The sequence below is a fragment of the Streptomyces sp. NPDC060205 genome (assembly GCF_042728395.1).
In the GTDB taxonomy this organism is placed as follows: domain Bacteria; phylum Actinomycetota; class Actinomycetes; order Streptomycetales; family Streptomycetaceae; genus Streptomyces.
In genome coordinates, this window is sequence record NZ_JBHWZP010000083.1 from 1 (window position 1) to 16102 (window position 16102).

The window sequence follows — 16102 nt, forward strand, 5'->3', positions numbered from 1 at the left end:
CTCCGGCGGGAGTGGGGCCCCTCTTGCATACGTACCTGGGTACAGGAAGATCAGAAGCGGCGCGTGATCAGCGCCCGCTTCACTTCCTGGATCGCCTTCGTGACCTCGATACCGCGCGGGCAGGCGTCCGTGCAGTTGAACGTCGTGCGGCAACGCCACACGCCGTCCTTGTCGTTGAGGATCTCCAGGCGCTGCTCTCCGGCGTCGTCACGCGAGTCGAAGATGAAGCGGTGGGCGTTCACGATGGCGGCCGGGCCGAAGTACTGGCCGTCGTTCCAGAACACCGGGCACGAGGACGTGCACGCGGCGCACAGGATGCACTTCGTCGTGTCGTCGAAGCGCTCCCGGTCCTCGGCCGTCTGCAGACGCTCGCGCGTCGGCTCGTTCGTCTCCTTCGTGACCAGGAACGGCATCACGTCGCGGTACGCCTGGAAGAAGGGCTCCATGTCCACGACCAGGTCCTTCAGCACGGTGAGGCCCTTGATGGGCTCGACCGTGATGGGCTTGGCCGGGTTGATGTCCTTGATCAGGGTCTTGCAGGCGAGACGGTTCTTGCCGTTGATCCGCATGGCGTCCGAGCCGCAGATGCCGTGCGCGCAGGACCGGCGGAACGTCAGGGTGCCGTCCAGGTCCCACTTGATCTTGTGCAGCGCGTCGAGGACACGCTCCTTAGGGTCGATCTCCAGCTGGAAGTCTTCCCAGACCGCTTCCGCCGAGTTCTCGGGGTTGAAGCGGCGGATGCGGAACGTGGCCGTGATGTACGGGGAGTCGGCGAAGCCGGGCTCGGCCGTGCCGGCCGCGTCGGCCTTGTCCAGGGTCGGGGTTGCCATCAGTACTTACGCTCCATCGGCTGGTAGCGGGTCTGCACGACCGGCTTGTAGTCGAGACGGATCGACTCGGTGCCGTCGTCGCCGACCTCGCGGTACGCCATGGTGTGGCGCATGAAGTTGACGTCGTCGCGGTTGGGGTAGTCCTCGCGGTAGTGACCGCCGCGGGACTCCTTGCGGGCGAGCGCGGACACGGCCATGACCTCGGCGAGGTCGAGCAGGTTGCCCAGCTCGACGGCTTCGAGGAGGTCGGTGTTGAACCGCTTGCCCTTGTCCTGGACGGACACGTTCAGGTAGCGCTCGCGCAGCTCGGCGATCTTCTCGACGGCCGTCTTGATCGTCTGCTCGGTGCGGAACACCATGACGTTGGCGTCCATGCACTCCTGCAGCTCGCGGCGGATGTCCGCCACGCGCTCGTTGCCCGTGGACGCCCGCAGCCGCTCGATCTGCGAGACGACCAGCGAGGCCGGGTCCTCGGGCAGCTCGACGTGTCCGACGGTGGCCGAGTACTCCGCCGCCGCGATGCCCGCACGACGCCCGAAGACGTTGATGTCGAGCAGCGAGTTGGTGCCCAGCCGGTTCGCGCCGTGCACGGAGACGCACGCGACCTCACCGGCCGCGTACAGGCCCGGGACGACGGTGGTGTTGTCCGCCAGGACCTCACCCTCGACGTTCGTCGGGATGCCGCCCATGGCGTAGTGCGCGGTGGGCTGGATCGGGATCGGGTCCGTGTACGGCTCGATGCCGAGGTACGTCCGCGCGAACTCCGTGATGTCCGGGAGCTTGGCGTCCAGCTGCTCCGGCGGGAGGTGCGTGAGGTCGAGGTAGACGTGGTCGCCCTCGGGACCGCAGCCGCGGCCCTCACGGATCTCCGTGTAGATGGAGCGGGACACGACGTCACGGGACGCGAGGTCCTTCATGACCGGCGCGTACTTCTCCATGAAGCGCTCGCCGTCCTTGTTGCGGAGGATGCCGCCCTCACCGCGGGCGCCCTCCGTCAGCAGGATGCCCATGCGCCAGATGCCGGTCGGGTGGAACTGGAAGAACTCCATGTCCTCCAGCGGCAGCCCGCGCCGGTAGACCGCGGCCTGGCCGTCGCCGGTCAGGGTGTGCGCGTTCGACGTCACCTTGAAGAACTTGCCGGTGCCGCCGGACGCGTAGATCACGGCCTTCGCCTGGAAGACGTGGATCTCACCGGTCGCCAGTTCGTAGGCGACGACGCCCGCCGACTTCTTGACGCCGTCGACCTCCACCAGCAGCTGGTCCAGGACGTAGAACTCGTTGAAGAACTCCACGCCCTCCTTGACGCAGTTCTGGTAGAGCGTCTGGAGGATCATGTGGCCGGTGCGGTCCGCCGCGTAGCAGGACCGGCGGACCGGGGCCTCGCCGTGGTTGCGGGAGTGCCCGCCGAAGCGGCGCTGGTCGATGGTGCCGTCCGGGGTCCGGTTGAACGGCAGGCCCATCTTCTCCAGGTCGAGGACCGCGTCGATGGCCTCCTTCGCCAGGATCTCGGCGGCGTCCTGGTCGACCAGGTAGTCGCCGCCCTTGATCGTGTCGAAGGTGTGCCACTCCCAGTTGTCCTCCTCCACGTTCGCCAGCGCGGCGGCCATACCGCCCTGCGCGGCGCCCGTGTGGGAGCGGGTGGGGTAGAGCTTCGTCAGGACGGCGGTCCGGCTGCGCTTCGTCGACTCGATGGCCGCGCGCATTCCGGCGCCGCCGGCGCCGACGATGACGGTGTCGTACTTGTGGATCTTCATGATTCTCGCAGCCCCGTGCCTAGCGGATGTTCGGGTCGAAGGTGAAGATCACCAGCGTGCCCAGCAGGATGGTGAACACCGTGGCGGTGTAGAGCAGGCCCTTGAGCCACAGCCGGGTGTCCGCGCGCTCCGCGTAGTCGTTGATGACCGTGCGCAGGCCGTTGGCGCCGTGCAGCATCGCCAGCCAGAGCATCAACAGATCCCAGACCTGCCAGAACGGGGAGGCCCAGCGGCCCGCCACGAAGGCGAAGCCGATCTTGGAGACGCCGCCGTCGAGGACGAGCTGGATGAGCAGGTGGCCGAGGACCAGGACGACGAGGACGACGCCGGACAGCCGCATGAACAGCCAGCCGTACATCTCGAAGTTGCCGCGGGTGGACTTCGGGGTCTTGCTGGTCCGCTTGCGCGGGGCTTCGATGAGCGGCGCCGGGTTGTCGACGTCGTAGAGGGACGCGCCCTCGACGGGGCCGATGCCGGAAGCGGCCTTCTCGGTGGTGCCTGTGTTGTTCGACATCTTGCGCGTCAGCTCCCGAAGACTTCACGAGCGGCGTGGCCGAGGACGGGGTACAGGGCCCCGATCATCAGCACGACCCAGATGCCGACAACGGTCCAGAGCATCTGCTTCTGGTAGCGCGGGCCCTTCGACCAGAAGTCGACGGCGATCACCCGCAGGCCGTTGAGCGCGTGGAAGAGGATGGCGGCGACGAGGCCGTACTCCAGCAGCGCGACGATCGGCGTCTTGTAGGTGGCTACGACCTTGTCGTAGTCCTGGGGAGAGACACGGACAAGAGCGGTGTCCAGCACGTGTACGAACAGGAAGAAGAAGATGAGGACGCCGGTGACTCGATGAGCCACCCAGGACCACATTCCTTCCCGGCCGCGGTACAGCGTTCCAGCCGGCACGGAAGAACCCTCCGGGAGCGGGGATTGGGGCCTGCCGGCTTCGATGTCGACCTGGCCCGGCCGGGTACGGTCCACCGGCCCTGGCCATCGTAGCGACGTGTTGTCGGAACGTTTACGGCGGGCCTACCGATGTGATCGAACTGGCAGGCAAAGAGGTACGTATGGGCTATTCCTGGCGGCTTCGGGGGTGGGGGTGTGCGGGGGCGGCCGGATGCTGGTGCGTCGTGGCTGGTCGCGCAGTTCCCCGCGCCCCTTAAAAGATTGCGCCGTTCCCCGCGCCCCTGAAGGCAAGGGATTGCGCCGTTCCCCGCGCCCCCGAAAAGCTAAAAGACTGCGCCGTTCCCCGCGCCCCTCAAGGTGCCTGCGGTCCCCAGGGATCTCGTCAGGCGGCCCCTGGCCAGGCGGCGTAGTTCTTCTGCCGCGAGCGTGAGTTCTTTGTCCGGGTCGTTCGTCAGGCGGGAGCTGATTTCGGTCAGGACCAGGTCGGGGGACTCCTCCGGGGGCGTGTCGTCCAGGCAGATGACGAAAACATGGCCGAAACGGCTCTCGTACGCCGCGTGGGCGGCGCTCAGGGCCGTGTGCGCGGCGGAGTACGCGCCGTCCGGCAGGAGCGTGAGGGATTCGCAGGCCAGGGCCTCGGTGACATCGGCCGGTGTCAGGTCGTACGCCGCCTCGTCGGACGCGGCCAGCAGGGCGTCCAGGTCGGGATAGGGGCGGTGCGCGGCGACACGGCGGGCCCAGTGGGAGCTGCCGCAGCAGGCGAGGAGCGCGCGCTCGGCCTCGTCCGCGGGCATGGCGTTGAACCGGGTCAGGCCGGTGGGACGGTGCCCGGGCGGCTCCGGTGTGGCGACGGCCTGGCCGGGGAGACGGGAAGGACGGTGCGCGGGCAGCGTGGGTTCCTCGGCGGTTCGGCGGCGCGGGGATGTGCGCCACACGGGATTCGGCAGGGGATCAGGTGGATGAAGTGAGAGGTGTGGTTTCACGCTATCGAGGCTTGGCGGTAGCTGTCCGAGAGATGCCCGAACTTCACCCGTAAGGGAGAGTTTCAGGACAGATGGTGGACAGCGGCACCGGGCCCCGGGGCTTAGGTTCACAGCGGAGGTACAGCGTACGGGGACGGGCTCGGGCGGGTGATCGGGCCAGTGATCGGGAGAGTGAGTGGGCTGTGGTGAACGGGCGTAGGCGCAAGGAGTCGGCATCGGCCCACAGGAGGCCCCTGCTGGTCGGCGCGGGCGTCGTGGCGGTCGTGGCGGGCGCCGCGCTGACCGTCGGGCTCTGGCCGAGCGGTGACTCGGACGGGCCCTCGACCGGGCGGCCCTCCGGTGAGAGGAGCGCCCTGGCACCGGCAACCTCCCCGACGCCGTCACCCAGTCGGACGTATCCGATGTCACGGACGCCCCGGACGATTCCGGCCGTCCGCGACCACACCGCCGCCCGCGGGCCCGGCTGGCGGCCCGCGAAGGGCGGCCGGGTGGTCGTCGGCGACGACGCGCTCGCCGACGAGGGGCGGCTGCTCGCCGAGGAGCTGGGGCTGACGTACGCGGGGCAGGGCGAGGCGCGCGCCGGGGACGTCGGGCTGAACCTCACGGACGAGGACGCGAACGCCGAGTCGTACACGCTGCGGGTGGCCGACGGGCGGGTGCGGATCAGCGGTACGGAGGAGGCGGGCGTCTTCTACGGCACCCGCACGCTCAAGCAGGAGGTCCACGGGAACGCCACGGCGCCCGAGGGGGTCGTACGCGACTCGCCGGCCAAGCCGCAGCGCGGGTTCATGCTGGACATCGCGCGCAAGCATTTCACCGCCGCCTGGATCGAGGACCGGATCCGGGAGCTGGGCGATCTGAAGTACAACCAGCTCGGGCTGCACTTCTCCGACGACCAGGGCTTCCGGATAGCCTCCGACTCGCACCCCGAGGTCGTCTCGAAGGAACATCTGACCAAGGCCGAGGTGCGGCGGATCCTCGCCCTCGCCAAGAGCCGTCACATAGCCGTCGTGCCCGAGATCGACTCGCCCGGACACCTCGGCGCGGTGATCGCGGCGCATCCGGACCTTCAGCTCCGCAACACCGCGGGGGTCGCCTCCAAGGGCGCGCTCGACATCTCGAAGCCCGCTGCCGCGAAGATCGTCGACGAACTGCTGAACGAGTACGCCGACCTGTTCCCCGGGCCGTACTGGCACCTCGGCGCCGACGAGTACCAGGCGCTGACGGTGGCGAACCCGGCGGCCTCGTACCCGCAGCTCGCCGCCGCCGCGACGAAGGCGTACGGATCCGGCGCGGGGATCGCCGACCTGGCGACCGGGTGGCTCAACCACCGGGCCGGCACCGTGCGCGGCCACGACCGGACCATGCGCGCCTGGAACGACGGCATCTTCGCCGGGGGCACCGTCCAGGCCGACAAGGACATCCAGGTCGCGTACTGGACCGGCAAGGAGATCGGCGCGCGGCAGCCGACGGAGTACCTGCGGTCCGGACGCGAGCTGCTCAACTACAACGACGAGTACCTGTACTACGTCCTCGGCCAGCCCAACACCTTCGTCTACCCGACCGGGCAGCGCATCTACGAGCAGTGGACCCCCCTCGTGGTGCGCGGCACGAGCCCGGTGCCCAAGGAGTACGACGACCAGATCCTCGGCGCGTCCTTCGCCGTCTGGTGCGACCTCTCGGGTTCCCAGACCCAGGCCCAGGTGGCGGCGGGGATCCGGCTGCCGCTGCGGGCGCTGACGCAGAAGCTGTGGGATCCGCGCACCCCCACGGCGTCCTGGGCCGAGTTCAAGGCGCTGGCGGGGAAGCTGGACTGAGCGGCGTACCCCGGAATCCGAGTGGACGGGCGGGGCGTGTGAAACGTATGTTCCCCAGGCCGTGCGAGGCCTCTGGGGAGAGGGCGCGCCCGGCCTCTTCGCGCGCTGTTCGGCGCGCCCTGTTCACGCACTCCGGGGGACCGCTCACCCATGCTCTGTGCCCGATGCCGTCAGTCCGCCGTGCCACCGGGCGGCACCCACTGCCAGAACTGCGCCGGCGCCCCGGCCCGGCCCGTTCCGCCCGCCGTGCCCGTTCACCCGGGCGCGTACGGCGGTACGCCCCTGGACGCGCCGCACGGCCCCGCCTGGCTGCGTTCGCCCGTCGGGCTCGGCAAGGCCGCCGCCGTGGCGGTCGCGGTGGCCTCGGCCACGGATCTCTTCGCGATCTGGTCCGGCTCCCTCACGTACGACGTCGCGGACCGGCTGGCGGGTGACGGGTTCGGCGCGGTCGCCATGACGGAGGTCGACCGTGCGGACACGGTCTCCACCGTCGCCGGGGTCGTGCAGACGGTCGCGTTCGTCGTGGCCATCGCCCTGTTCCTGGCCTGGTTCCAGCGGGCGCGGGTCAACGCCGAGGTGTTCGACCCGTTCGGGCACCGGATGAAGCGCGCCTGGACCTGCTGGAGCTGGTTCGTGCCCGTCGTCAACCTGTGGTTCCCGCGCCGGATCATGGAGGACGTCTGGGACGCGAGCGCCCCGCCGGGACGGGTGTCCCACGCTCTGCTCAACGGCTGGTGGGCCTGCTGGGTCCTCGCGCTGCTCGCCGACCGGTTCGGGTCCACCACGTACCGCAGGGCCGAGGCGCCCGACGAGATCCGGGACGCCGTCGGCCAGGTGATGTTCGCGGACGCGGCCCATCTGGTCGCCGGTGTCCTCGCCGTCCTCGTGATCCTGCGCCTCACCCGCATGCAGGACGAGAAGGCCCGTGGCGGCGCCTTGGCCGTGGCCGTGTAGTTTCTGGCGGCTTGCGTGTTCCGGTGGCGAACTACTGTGCCCGTGTGGTGTATTCGGCGCTGGCCGACCGACACACCGGGGGGAGCGGCATGGGCTACTGGGGTTATTTCGTCGTGGGCAGAAGCGAGCAGCCGCTTGCCGAGCTACGCGCGTTGTCCGGCGCGGCGGGCATGACGCTGCACGAGACCGCGGCCGACGGCTGGCAGGTCTGGGAGTACCCGAACGCTCCCGACGGGGTCGCCTCGGACGTGGGGAACATGAACGACCTGGCCCAGGAGACGGGCGCGCCCGCGCTCTTCGGATACGTGATGGACAGCGACTGCGTGGTCGTCGAGGCGGCGGCGCCCGACAGCGGCGCCTGGACGACCTGTCTGGCCAGGGACGCGATGGCCGGCTACCTGGGCGGGAACGAGGACGGGCTGGCCGTCGACGACTTCTTCCTGGAACCGCGCGACGCCGTCGTACGGGCCCTCGCCTGGGCGACCGAATCGGGCCGTGACGCGTCGGAGGAACGTCTCCTCGACGTGCTCAGTTCGGACGCGAACCCCTCGGCCGAAATGCTGTTCTTCCGGTTCCTGGACCGACTGGGCGTCATCCCCATGTAGATTTCGGCCACTTCGCACTGTGACGTTCCGGCCACCGTGCACGCAGTAAGGGGAAGTGCGGGCTCCGCAACCAGCGGCGGCCCACCGAGGGAGGCGTGATGAGCCTGGTGGAACTGACCGCTCAGGCCGACGAGCTGGGTCTCGCGGCCGGCGGTCTGGCGTGCCTGGACAGGTGCGTGCCCCTGTTGGGCGGCGACGACGAGATCCTGCGCCCCCTGTGGGCGAGTCTCGCGGAGTCCGAGGAGGGGTTCCGGGACTGGGGCGAGTGCGTCGAGCAGGTGCGCGCCAAGCTCTACGTGGCCGACGGTCCGCAGAACGCCGCGTCGGTCGAGGGCGAGGCCGTCGCGCTGGCCCACCGCATGCTCGGCGGGGCCCCGGCGGAGCGGACCGCCGCGAACCTGCGGGAGTGGGCCGACGCCTGCTCGGTCGCCGCGCTCCAGATCCACGGCCTGCTCGACGCCACGGCCCGTGCCGAGTCCGACGGCGCGGCCTCGGCGCGCGACCGGCGCGAGGGCCGTACGCAGGACATGTCGCCGCTCGTCGCCGCCGAACTGCGCCGCCAGGTCAGCGTGCTGGAACTGGTGTCGGCGCACGGCCCGGCGGGGCTGCGCCAGGCGCTGGAGCTGACCACCGAGGGCCGCCGCGTCCTGCGCGCGGTGGTCTCCCGACGGGCCCGCGGACGCGCCTGAGCGCGCGTACCCGCACACACCCGAGGCCGGGACCCCGTTGTGTACGGGGGGCCCGGCCTCGTGCGTACGACGCGTGCCGCCTACGGGGTCAGGACCTGGCCCAGGCGCGTGGCCGTCGCCGTGCCCAGCTGGGTGACGCCGTAGTACGCCGACTTGGCGACGGAGACGCCCGAGGCCGTGCTCGGGAGATACAGCAGCGTGCCGTTGTACGCGTCCTCGCCCTCCGCGCCGATGAGCAGATGCGCGCGGCCGTGGCCGGAGAAGTCCGTCAGCGAGACGGCCGAACCCAGCTTGTCGTCCTTCTCCGTGGACCCGGGGACACCCGTCGTGTCCTGGGAGAAGGAGAGCGACCCGGTGCCGGTGAGACCGGTCGAGGCGCCCTTGAGGAGCCAGACCGCGCCCGCGTTCGCCTTGTTGGCGCCGCTGCGGGTGATGTCCTCGTTCGGGGCGCCGGTGAGGACGTCCGCGAAACCGTCGGCGTTGAAGTCGCCCACGGAGACCGAGGTGCCCATCGCGTCACCGGACTCGTTGGCGCCCTCGACCCCCGCCGTGCTCTGGGTGACCTTCGTCAGCCCGGTGGTGGTGAAGCCCGTCGACGTGCCCGGGACCATCGTGACCTGGCCGCCGGAGACCGCGCCGGACTCGGAGGCGTACGGCTGGCCGATGACGATGTCGTCGTAGCCGTTGCCGTTCACGTCGCCCGCGGCGATCGAGCGGCCACCCTTGACGGAGAGCGTGGACACCTTCGACAGGCCCAGCGACTTGGACCCCTTGAACCAGGTGACCTTGCCGGCGCCGGACGCGTCGCGGTAGTTGAGCGCCACGTCCGCGTAGCCGTCCCGGTTGAAGTCGCCGGTCGTGGCGTCCGCGTACGCGAGGGCGCCGGACGTGGTGGTGAGGTCGCCGGCGACCTCGTGGCCGTCGTCGAAGCGGGCCGCCCAGTTGCCGCCCGTGCCGGTGGCCGCCGTGAAGACGTCCGCCCGGCCGTCGGCGTTGAAGTCGCCGACCGCGACCGTCGCGCCGAACCGCGCCCCGGTCGGCTCGTAGTCGTCGCCCAGCGCCATGGTGTCCGCGCCGAGGTCGAACTTCGGGCCGTACAGGATCGTCACCGCGCCGCGGTCCGCGTGACCGGTCGTGTCGTCCTCGCCGGGGGCGCCGATCGCGATGTCCGCGTAACCGTCGCCGTTGATGTCGCCGAGGGCCGTGGCCGCGCCCCACTGGTCACCCGACTCGGCGGCGCCCGGCACGTTGGCGGTGCCCTGGTTGAGCTTCACCTTCGAGGCCGATACGGGGCCGTTCAGACCGCCGGGGACGAGGGTGAGCCAGCCGCTGCCCTGCTTGGGCGTGGCGGCGACGAGGTCGCTGATGCCGTCACCGTTGAAGTCGGCGGTCGGGACCGCGGAGTTCCTGCCGGGACTTGAGGCGTACCGGCGGATCTCGCTCAGCTTCGAGTAAAGGTTTTTGCCCGGGCACTCGGTGGCGAAGCCGTCGCGGTGGCCGGAGATCGTGTTCAGCGTGGCCTGCTGGCCCGACTTCCACACCCCCGTGTCGGCGGCGGCGGTCAGGGTGACCTGGCCACTCGGGTTGCCGCCGTACTGGCCGAGCTTCCACGCGGCGACGCGCGCCACGGACTCCAGGGCGGCCCGGGTCGGCTTGCCCGCGGCCTTCGCCGCGGTGGTGGAGGTCGCGGCGGCGCCCTCGAAGTCACCGAGGACGGCGATGCCCGCCGAGTCGCCGTTGAAGCCGTACGTGTGGGCGCCGCGCACCGGCAGGTCGACGCCGCCCGCGCGGCCCTCGAAGATCCGGCCGCACTTGTCGACCAGGAAGTTGTAGCCGATGTCGTTCCACAGCTCGGTCTGCACGTGGTACGCCATGATGCCGCGCACCAGCGCCGGGGACTCGGCGCAGCTGTAGTCGTTCGTGCCGACCGTGTGGTGGACGAAGACGGCGCTGACCTTGTCGATGTACTCCGGCGGATCCTTGACCGTCGACTCGGCGGCACCCCACTGGGCGCGGGAGACGATCGGCGGCTGCGTCACGGTCGACGGCGGCGGCGAGGGGACCGGGTCGGGCGTCGGGGAGGCGGACGCGCTCTCCGACGCGCTCCCGGAGGCGCTTTGCGTACTGCTCTGCGAGGGCGACGCGGGAGCGCCGGTCGGGTCGGCCGTGCCCGTGGGCTCCGTGCCCGCCGTGTCCGTCGGGGACGCGGAGGCCGAAGCGGCGTCGGCCGGGTCCGGGGAGCCGGTCGGATCCTCGGCGACGAAGGCCGCCTTGTCCATCGAGAGACCGCTGGTCGTGCTCAGCGCCTCGTTCCTCGCCTCGGCCGAGGTCACACCGGGGTCCACCAGGCTCAGCTCAAGTCCCTTGGGCAGCCCGGAACTCGCCGAACCCCCGGCCGCCACCACCCGCGCCTCGACACCGTCGCTCGGTCCGACCCACAGCGGATCGGACGCGCCGCGCGCCTCCTTGGCGCCCGGCTCCGCCTTGTCGACGGGGTGGAACTCCAGGTCCAGGTTCTGCCAGCCGGTCCACTCGCCCGAGCCGAGCGCGCGGGTCCGCACCTGGGCGGTGCCGTCGAGTTCGGCCTTCGCGCCGGCCCAGGAGATGCCGAGCAGCGAGAACTGGGCGGTGCCCGTCCGCTCCACCTCGCGGCGCCCTGTGCCGTCGCTGCTCATCGCGAGCTCGTGGACCTTCACGGGCCGCTTGCTGCGCGCGGCGTCCGCCGACGGGTCGTCACCGGGGTTCGCGACCGCGTACGTCACGGCGCCCGCCCCGGCCAGTACGACGGCCCCTGTCGTCAGCCACGCTCTCCGCTTCAGACTCAGCGGTTTGTACGCATGGGTCGTCCGGCGACTCAAATACCCCACCCCTAGAAAAGCAGCACAAAAAACCCACCCGTCACAAGGGTGGCTCCTTATTCAGCGCCAACTTCGGACGAAACATCACCCGGCAAGGCTGTGCGGTGCATCACTCCGGAGTGGGTGCGACGCTTGGGGTGGGAGCAAGGTTGTACGGATTCCGATGAATTGCCGCGTGACCTTTGTCACCATGGGGACGTGTGATGTTCGGGTCATCCGGCCCGCTTGGTGTTGCGGACCGGCCGTGGCTCGCGCGGCCCGGACGTGACCGAGCGAAGGGGCGCACAGGTGATGGGGACGAGCGCGGAGTCGGGAGAGCCCCCGCGCGTGACCCGCAGGCTCTCGGCCGACCTGCGGATGCGGCAGCACGCGGCCCGGTTCGTCCGGGACGTCACGGCCCGCAACCGGCTGCCGCTGGACTACTCGGTCGCGAGCCTGCGCGTCGTCGACTTCATCGTCGACGGACTGCGCAGGAGCGGCCGGGACCACGCGGCCGTGGGCCGGGTGCTGTTCGGGCTCGGGGTGTACGCGGGAGAGGTGCTGGTGCGGCGGGCCGGTGCCGCGTGGGTCGAGTTCGACCCGGGGCAGCGGGAGTTGTTCGGCCAGCCGGTGGGCGTACGGATGCCGGACGGGCGGGTGTGGAATCCGCTGGGCAAGGTCGTGAAGCGGTTCGAGGCGGGGGAGCGGGAGTCGTTGCGCACGTTCTATCTGCAGTTGCACGGGCGGGCGCGGGCCGGCCTGCCCGGCCTGCCGGGGCCGTCCGGGTGCGCGGGGACGGGCGGCGCGAGCGACGAGCTGTGACGTTTCCGCGCCGCCCGGCGCAGATGACCTTGAGGGTGCGCGACCGCGTGCGGCCACGAAGGCCCGTCACGCCGGTCCGGACCGGTGCGAACGAGGCAGTGTCAGGCCAGGGAGGGGAGTCCCGCCGCGTGCGGTCGTCCGACGGGGAGCTGGGTCTGGCCGTCGCGCGGGCGCAGCAGGGGGACGAGGACGCCTTCGCGATCGCGTACCGGATCGTGCAGCCCGGACTGCTCGGCTATCTGCGGGGCCTGGTCGGCGCCGAGGCGGAGGACGTGGCCTCGGACGCGTGGCTGGAGATCGCCCGGGACCTGGGGCGGTTCCGCGGGGACGGGGCGGGCTTCCGCGGCTGGACCGCGACCATCGCCAGGCACCGGGCGCTCGATCATCTGCGCCGGCAGAAGGTACGGCCCCGGGCGTCCGAACTCCAGCAGGACGTGCTCGACCTGCCCGCCGCCCTCAGCACGGACGACCAGGCCCTGGAGTCCCTCGGCACGCAGTACGCCCTCGAACTCCTGGCGACCCTGCCGCGCGACCAGGCCGAGGCGGTACTGCTGCGGGTCGTCGTCGGTCTCGACGGTCCGGCGGCCGGGCGGGTCCTCGGCAAACGTCCCGGCGCGGTACGCACCGCCGCCCACCGGGGTCTGAAGCGGCTGGCCCGCCGCCTCGAAGCCGAGGGTGTGACGGAAGACGGGCCCCGGACGCTGGGGGAGTCGGGATGAACGGCAGACAGTCCTCCGGCGGCGGAAGTGGATGCGGACATGGGTGAACGAGAGGGCGACGGCACCCGCCCGGACCTCGGTGCCCTGCTCGCCGCCGTACGGGGCGAGGAAGCGGACCCCGACGCGCACAAGCGGGCGCTCGCCGCGTTCCGGGACGCCCGGGACGAGGGGGCGCACGCGGCGGCCCGTACCCGGCGGCGGGACGACTGGCGGCCCGCGGGCGAGCGGCGCGGCTGGTCCCTGCGGGCGACGCTGGTCGCGCTGGCCGCGAGCGTGACGCTCGGCGGGGTGGCCGTCGCGGCCATCGGCTCGGGTGCGGGCGGACGGGACGACGCCGGCGGGCGGGACGGGGCCGGGCGGCCGTCGAGCAGTTCCGCGGCCGACTCCGGCCCCGGCGCCGGCGTCCCGGCCGGTGTCGTCCCGTCGGGCACACCCGGTGCGTCCGCGTCCGGTCGGCCCTCCACCGCTCAGGACACCGAGGCCCGCTGCCGCGCGTACGCCTCCGGCAAGAACCGGGGCAAGGCCCTCGACTCGACCGCCTGGCAGCGGCTGGTGCGGGCCGCGGGCGGCGAGGACGAGGTGACGGCGTACTGCGCGACGCTGCTGGCCGAGGCGAAGGCGGCGGAGAAGGAGAACGCCAAGAGCGCCGGGGCGGCGGAGAAGGCCGAGAAAAAGGCCGAGAAGAAGACTGGGAAGAAGGCCGAGGCGAGTGAATCGGCCAAGTCGTCGAAGACGCCGGGCAACGGCGTCACGAAGAGCCCGAAGGCCGCGAAGAGCCCCAAGAGCGCGAAGAGCAGGAAGAGCAGGAAGAGCGGGAGCGGCTGACGGGCAGGGGTGCCGGCTCCGCCGATGGCAACGGCCGGGGCCGCCACCCCCCACAGGAGAGGCCCCGGCCGTCGCGCGGCACGGGCCGCGCGGCGGCCCGTACTCTCCTCAGCGCCGACGGTGCGTTTTGTGTCACACCTGACTCCGCAACGAGTTAGTTGCATGTTGTACGGACATGGACGCGCCCCGGTTTCAAGCCGTAACGTGCATTTCGCGCCGGATGCGGGGCAGGACCGCAACCATCGACCGAGGGACCACGACGCAGGACCCGGCCCGCGGGAGCGGCGCCGGCTGGGCGCGATAAGGGGCGCGGTGCTGGGGGACGACGCGGAGCTGACCGCCGCGGTGCTTGCCGCACAGTACGGAGACGAGACCGCGTTCCGGACTGTGTACCGAGCCGTGCATCCACGGCTCCTGGGGTATGTCCGGACGCTGGTCGGTGACCCGGACGCCGAGGACGTGACGTCCGAGGCCTGGCTGCAGATCGCCCGCGACCTGGAACGGTTCAGCGGAGACGCCGACCGGTTCCGCGGCTGGGCGGCCCGGATAGCCCGCAACCGCGCGCTCGACCACATACGCATGCGCGGGCGGCGCCCCGCGATAGGCGGCGACGAGAGCGAACTGACCGGCCGGGCGGCCGAGTCCGACACCGCGGGTGAGGCCATCGAGGCGCTCGCCACGGGCCGCACCCTCTCCCTCATCGCCCAGCTCCCGCAGGACCAGGCGGAGGCCGTCGTGCTGCGCGTCGTCGTCGGCCTCGACGCCAAGACCGCCGCGGACACCCTCGGCAAACGGCCCGGCGCCGTCCGCACGGCGGCGCACCGCGGACTCAAACGCCTCGCGGAACTGCTCGGCGCGGACCCGGAGGAGGCCGCTCCGGAATCCGTGGGCTCCCTGGCCTCGGTACCCCAGCAGAGACCCCCGCAGACGGAGCCGCGTACCCGTGCGGTGACGTCGGCCGGTGTGACGCATACGCCTTCGCGTACGCAGAAGGACATGTGATGGCCGACGAGCGCTCTGTCTTCCCGGGGGACGATCCCACGCCCCCCAGCCGGTGGCTGGACCGCGACGCGGCGGAATCGCTGCTGCGCGGTGAACCGCTCGAAACCGTCGACGCCGACATCCGCGCCCAGGCCGAACGCCTCGCCGAGGCGCTCGGCGAACTGGGCGCGTCCGCTGCCGAGCCCGCGCCTACCGGTGCCGCTGGTGCTGCTGGTGCCGCCGGCGTACGCGGCACCGAACTCCCGGGCGAGGAAGCCGCGTTGGCCGCCTTCCGCTCGGCCCGCCTCGGCCGGGGCGAGGAGACGGCCCCCGCCGGACCCTCCCGTATGCGCTCCGCGGCGCCCTTCCCGTCCCCGGCGCCCTCCTCGTCCCTGGGGGCCTCCCTGGACGCGGGCCTCGTCCGGCTGGGCCGGTTCACCCCGGACCACCGCGCCCGCTCGCCCTGGAGCCGCCCGGTGCGCTTCGGCCTCGCCGCCGCGCTGGCCGCCGGGATGATCGGCGGGGTCGCCGTGGCCGCCACCTCCGGTGTCCTGGCCTTCGGCGGGGGCGGACCGGAACCGGGCACCTCCGCGACGGCCGACGTCACGCAGGACCGCCCGCTGCGCACACCGTCCCCCGGGACGACCCGCCGGGGCGACGACCCGCGGCCCGAGGGCGGCGCAGACGCGCCCACCGGCGGGAGTTCCGCCCCGAGCGGCGAGGTGTCCGAGGGCGCGGGTACGGGCGCGCAGCCCGGTTCCGACGACCCCGGCCGTCAGAACCGGCAGGGCCAGCGGTGGGCCAGGATCGCCTCGGCCTGCCGTGACATCCGTGACGGCAAGGACCTCGACGCCGGGCGCAGACGCACCCTGGAGGACGCGGCCCGGGGCGCCGAGCAGGTGCAGAAGTACTGCAGGGGCGTCCTGAGGACCTGGAACCACCGCGACTCCGACGACGACTGGAACGACCCCGGTTCCGGGTACTCGGGGCCGGACAAGGGCAACGACGGCAAGGACGACGACGGCAAGGGCGACGACCGCGGCGGAGACGACGGCGGCTTCGGCGGCGGCCACGGTGACGGCAAGGGCGACGGTGGTGGCCATGCCGGTGACGACCGCGGCCACACGAACACGAGCACGTTCCGCGGTGACGAGGGCCAGGCCGTCCCGGCCCCGCGGGTCAGCGCCCTCGCGGACCTGACCGGCCGCTTCTGACCTGCGATCTTCCGCGATCCCGGCCGGCCGGCGCGGGTGTGCCGCCCGGGTGTGACGTTTTCAGCCGCCCCGACGCAGTACTAAGCGAGCCGACTGGTCATCGGCTGGCGCACGAGCCGGGGTTCCCCCCGTACTCACGGCTCAGTGCACACAAGGCGCGGGCGGGACA

General features: G+C 71.7%; 15 protein-coding genes. 9 read left to right on the top strand and 6 right to left on the bottom strand.

Annotated elements, in window-relative coordinates:
* Window positions 1-50 precede the first annotated feature (50 nt).
* From ACFWGJ_RS17065 to ACFWGJ_RS17085, 5 genes are all read right to left on the bottom strand, one after another.
* Window positions 51-830, bottom strand: a complete 780-nt coding sequence (locus ACFWGJ_RS17065) for a succinate dehydrogenase iron-sulfur subunit (RefSeq protein WP_210880711.1) — start codon at window positions 828-830, stop codon at window positions 51-53.
* Window positions 830-2584, bottom strand: coding sequence for a succinate dehydrogenase flavoprotein subunit (sdhA, locus tag ACFWGJ_RS17070; RefSeq protein ID WP_387324865.1), 1755 nt, complete (start codon window positions 2582-2584; stop codon window positions 830-832). Before sdhA ends, ACFWGJ_RS17065 begins: the two co-directional genes overlap by 1 nt.
* 19 nt (window positions 2585-2603) lie before the next feature.
* Window positions 2604-3098 carry a succinate dehydrogenase hydrophobic membrane anchor subunit gene (locus tag ACFWGJ_RS17075; RefSeq protein WP_387324868.1) on the bottom strand — a complete coding sequence of 165 codons (495 nt, stop codon included), beginning with the start codon at window positions 3096-3098 and terminating at the stop codon, window positions 2604-2606.
* A gap of 8 nt (window positions 3099-3106) precedes the next feature.
* Window positions 3107-3487, bottom strand: a complete 381-nt coding sequence (sdhC, locus tag ACFWGJ_RS17080; protein ID WP_210880708.1) for a succinate dehydrogenase, cytochrome b556 subunit — start codon at window positions 3485-3487, stop codon at window positions 3107-3109.
* Between the two features lie 323 nt (window positions 3488-3810).
* Window positions 3811-4422, bottom strand: coding sequence for a 2-oxo-4-hydroxy-4-carboxy-5-ureidoimidazoline decarboxylase (locus tag ACFWGJ_RS17085; protein WP_387324872.1), 612 nt, complete (start codon window positions 4420-4422; stop codon window positions 3811-3813).
* Window positions 4423-4655: 233 nt separating this feature from the next.
* Between ACFWGJ_RS17085 and ACFWGJ_RS17090 the strand changes: the two genes are divergently transcribed.
* The 4 genes from ACFWGJ_RS17090 to ACFWGJ_RS17105 all read left to right on the top strand — a co-directional run bounded on the left by ACFWGJ_RS17090 (window position 4656) and on the right by ACFWGJ_RS17105 (window position 8535).
* Entirely contained in the window at window positions 4656-6287 is a 1632-nt protein-coding gene (locus ACFWGJ_RS17090; RefSeq protein WP_387324875.1) for a glycoside hydrolase family 20 protein, read from the top strand.
* A gap of 150 nt (window positions 6288-6437) precedes the next feature.
* On the top strand, window positions 6438-7241 hold the full coding sequence (locus ACFWGJ_RS17095; protein ID WP_387324878.1) for a DUF4328 domain-containing protein: 804 nt from the start codon (window positions 6438-6440) through the stop codon (window positions 7239-7241).
* An 89-nt stretch (window positions 7242-7330) separates the two neighbouring features.
* Complete coding sequence (locus tag ACFWGJ_RS17100; RefSeq protein WP_387324928.1) at window positions 7331-7846, top strand: hypothetical protein; 516 nt, start codon at window positions 7331-7333, stop codon at window positions 7844-7846.
* 98 nt (window positions 7847-7944) lie between these two features.
* Window positions 7945-8535, top strand: coding sequence for a hypothetical protein (locus ACFWGJ_RS17105; protein WP_387324880.1), 591 nt, complete (start codon window positions 7945-7947; stop codon window positions 8533-8535).
* Window positions 8536-8615: 80 nt separating this feature from the next.
* Here ACFWGJ_RS17105 and ACFWGJ_RS17110 read toward each other — a convergent pair whose 3' ends face one another.
* On the bottom strand, window positions 8616-11402 hold the full coding sequence (locus ACFWGJ_RS17110) for an FG-GAP-like repeat-containing protein (RefSeq protein WP_387324881.1): 2787 nt from the start codon (window positions 11400-11402) through the stop codon (window positions 8616-8618).
* A gap of 348 nt (window positions 11403-11750) precedes the next feature.
* Between ACFWGJ_RS17110 and ACFWGJ_RS17115 the strand changes: the two genes are divergently transcribed.
* From ACFWGJ_RS17115 to ACFWGJ_RS17135, 5 genes are all read left to right on the top strand, one after another.
* On the top strand, window positions 11751-12194 hold the full coding sequence (locus ACFWGJ_RS17115; RefSeq protein ID WP_387324930.1) for a hypothetical protein: 444 nt from the start codon (window positions 11751-11753) through the stop codon (window positions 12192-12194).
* Window positions 12195-12292: 98 nt separating this feature from the next.
* A complete protein-coding gene (locus tag ACFWGJ_RS17120; protein ID WP_387324883.1) occupies window positions 12293-12913 on the top strand; it encodes an RNA polymerase sigma factor in 621 nt (206 codons plus the stop codon).
* A gap of 39 nt (window positions 12914-12952) precedes the next feature.
* Entirely contained in the window at window positions 12953-13738 is a 786-nt protein-coding gene (locus tag ACFWGJ_RS17125; RefSeq protein ID WP_387324886.1) for a hypothetical protein, read from the top strand.
* A gap of 312 nt (window positions 13739-14050) precedes the next feature.
* Window positions 14051-14740 (top strand): RNA polymerase sigma factor, encoded by a 690-nt coding sequence (locus ACFWGJ_RS17130; RefSeq protein WP_387324888.1) that lies wholly within the window; start codon window positions 14051-14053, stop codon window positions 14738-14740.
* On the top strand, window positions 14740-15933 hold the full coding sequence (locus ACFWGJ_RS17135; RefSeq protein WP_387324891.1) for a hypothetical protein: 1194 nt from the start codon (window positions 14740-14742) through the stop codon (window positions 15931-15933). Before ACFWGJ_RS17130 ends, ACFWGJ_RS17135 begins: the two co-directional genes overlap by 1 nt.
* The last annotated feature ends 169 nt before the right edge of the window (window positions 15934-16102 follow it).

Excerpts from the sequence above, each read along its gene's own strand:
- ACFWGJ_RS17135 (WP_387324891.1), top strand. The coding sequence starts at position 14,740 with ATGGCCGACGAGCGCTCTGTCTTCCCGGGGGACGATCCCACGCCCCCC.
- ACFWGJ_RS17125 (WP_387324886.1), top strand. The coding sequence starts at position 12,953 with ATGGGTGAACGAGAGGGCGACGGCACCCGCCCGGACCTCGGTGCCCTG.
- ACFWGJ_RS17115 (WP_387324930.1), top strand. The coding sequence starts at position 11,751 with ATGCGGCAGCACGCGGCCCGGTTCGTCCGGGACGTCACGGCCCGCAAC.
- ACFWGJ_RS17075 (WP_387324868.1), bottom strand. The coding sequence starts at position 3,098 with ATGTCGAACAACACAGGCACCACCGAGAAGGCCGCTTCCGGCATCGGC.
- ACFWGJ_RS17095 (WP_387324878.1), top strand. The coding sequence starts at position 6,438 with ATGCTCTGTGCCCGATGCCGTCAGTCCGCCGTGCCACCGGGCGGCACC.
- ACFWGJ_RS17065 (WP_210880711.1), bottom strand. The coding sequence starts at position 830 with ATGGCAACCCCGACCCTGGACAAGGCCGACGCGGCCGGCACGGCCGAG.
- ACFWGJ_RS17100 (WP_387324928.1), top strand. The coding sequence starts at position 7,331 with ATGGGCTACTGGGGTTATTTCGTCGTGGGCAGAAGCGAGCAGCCGCTT.
- sdhA (WP_387324865.1), bottom strand. The coding sequence starts at position 2,584 with ATGAAGATCCACAAGTACGACACCGTCATCGTCGGCGCCGGCGGCGCC.
- ACFWGJ_RS17105 (WP_387324880.1), top strand. The coding sequence starts at position 7,945 with ATGAGCCTGGTGGAACTGACCGCTCAGGCCGACGAGCTGGGTCTCGCG.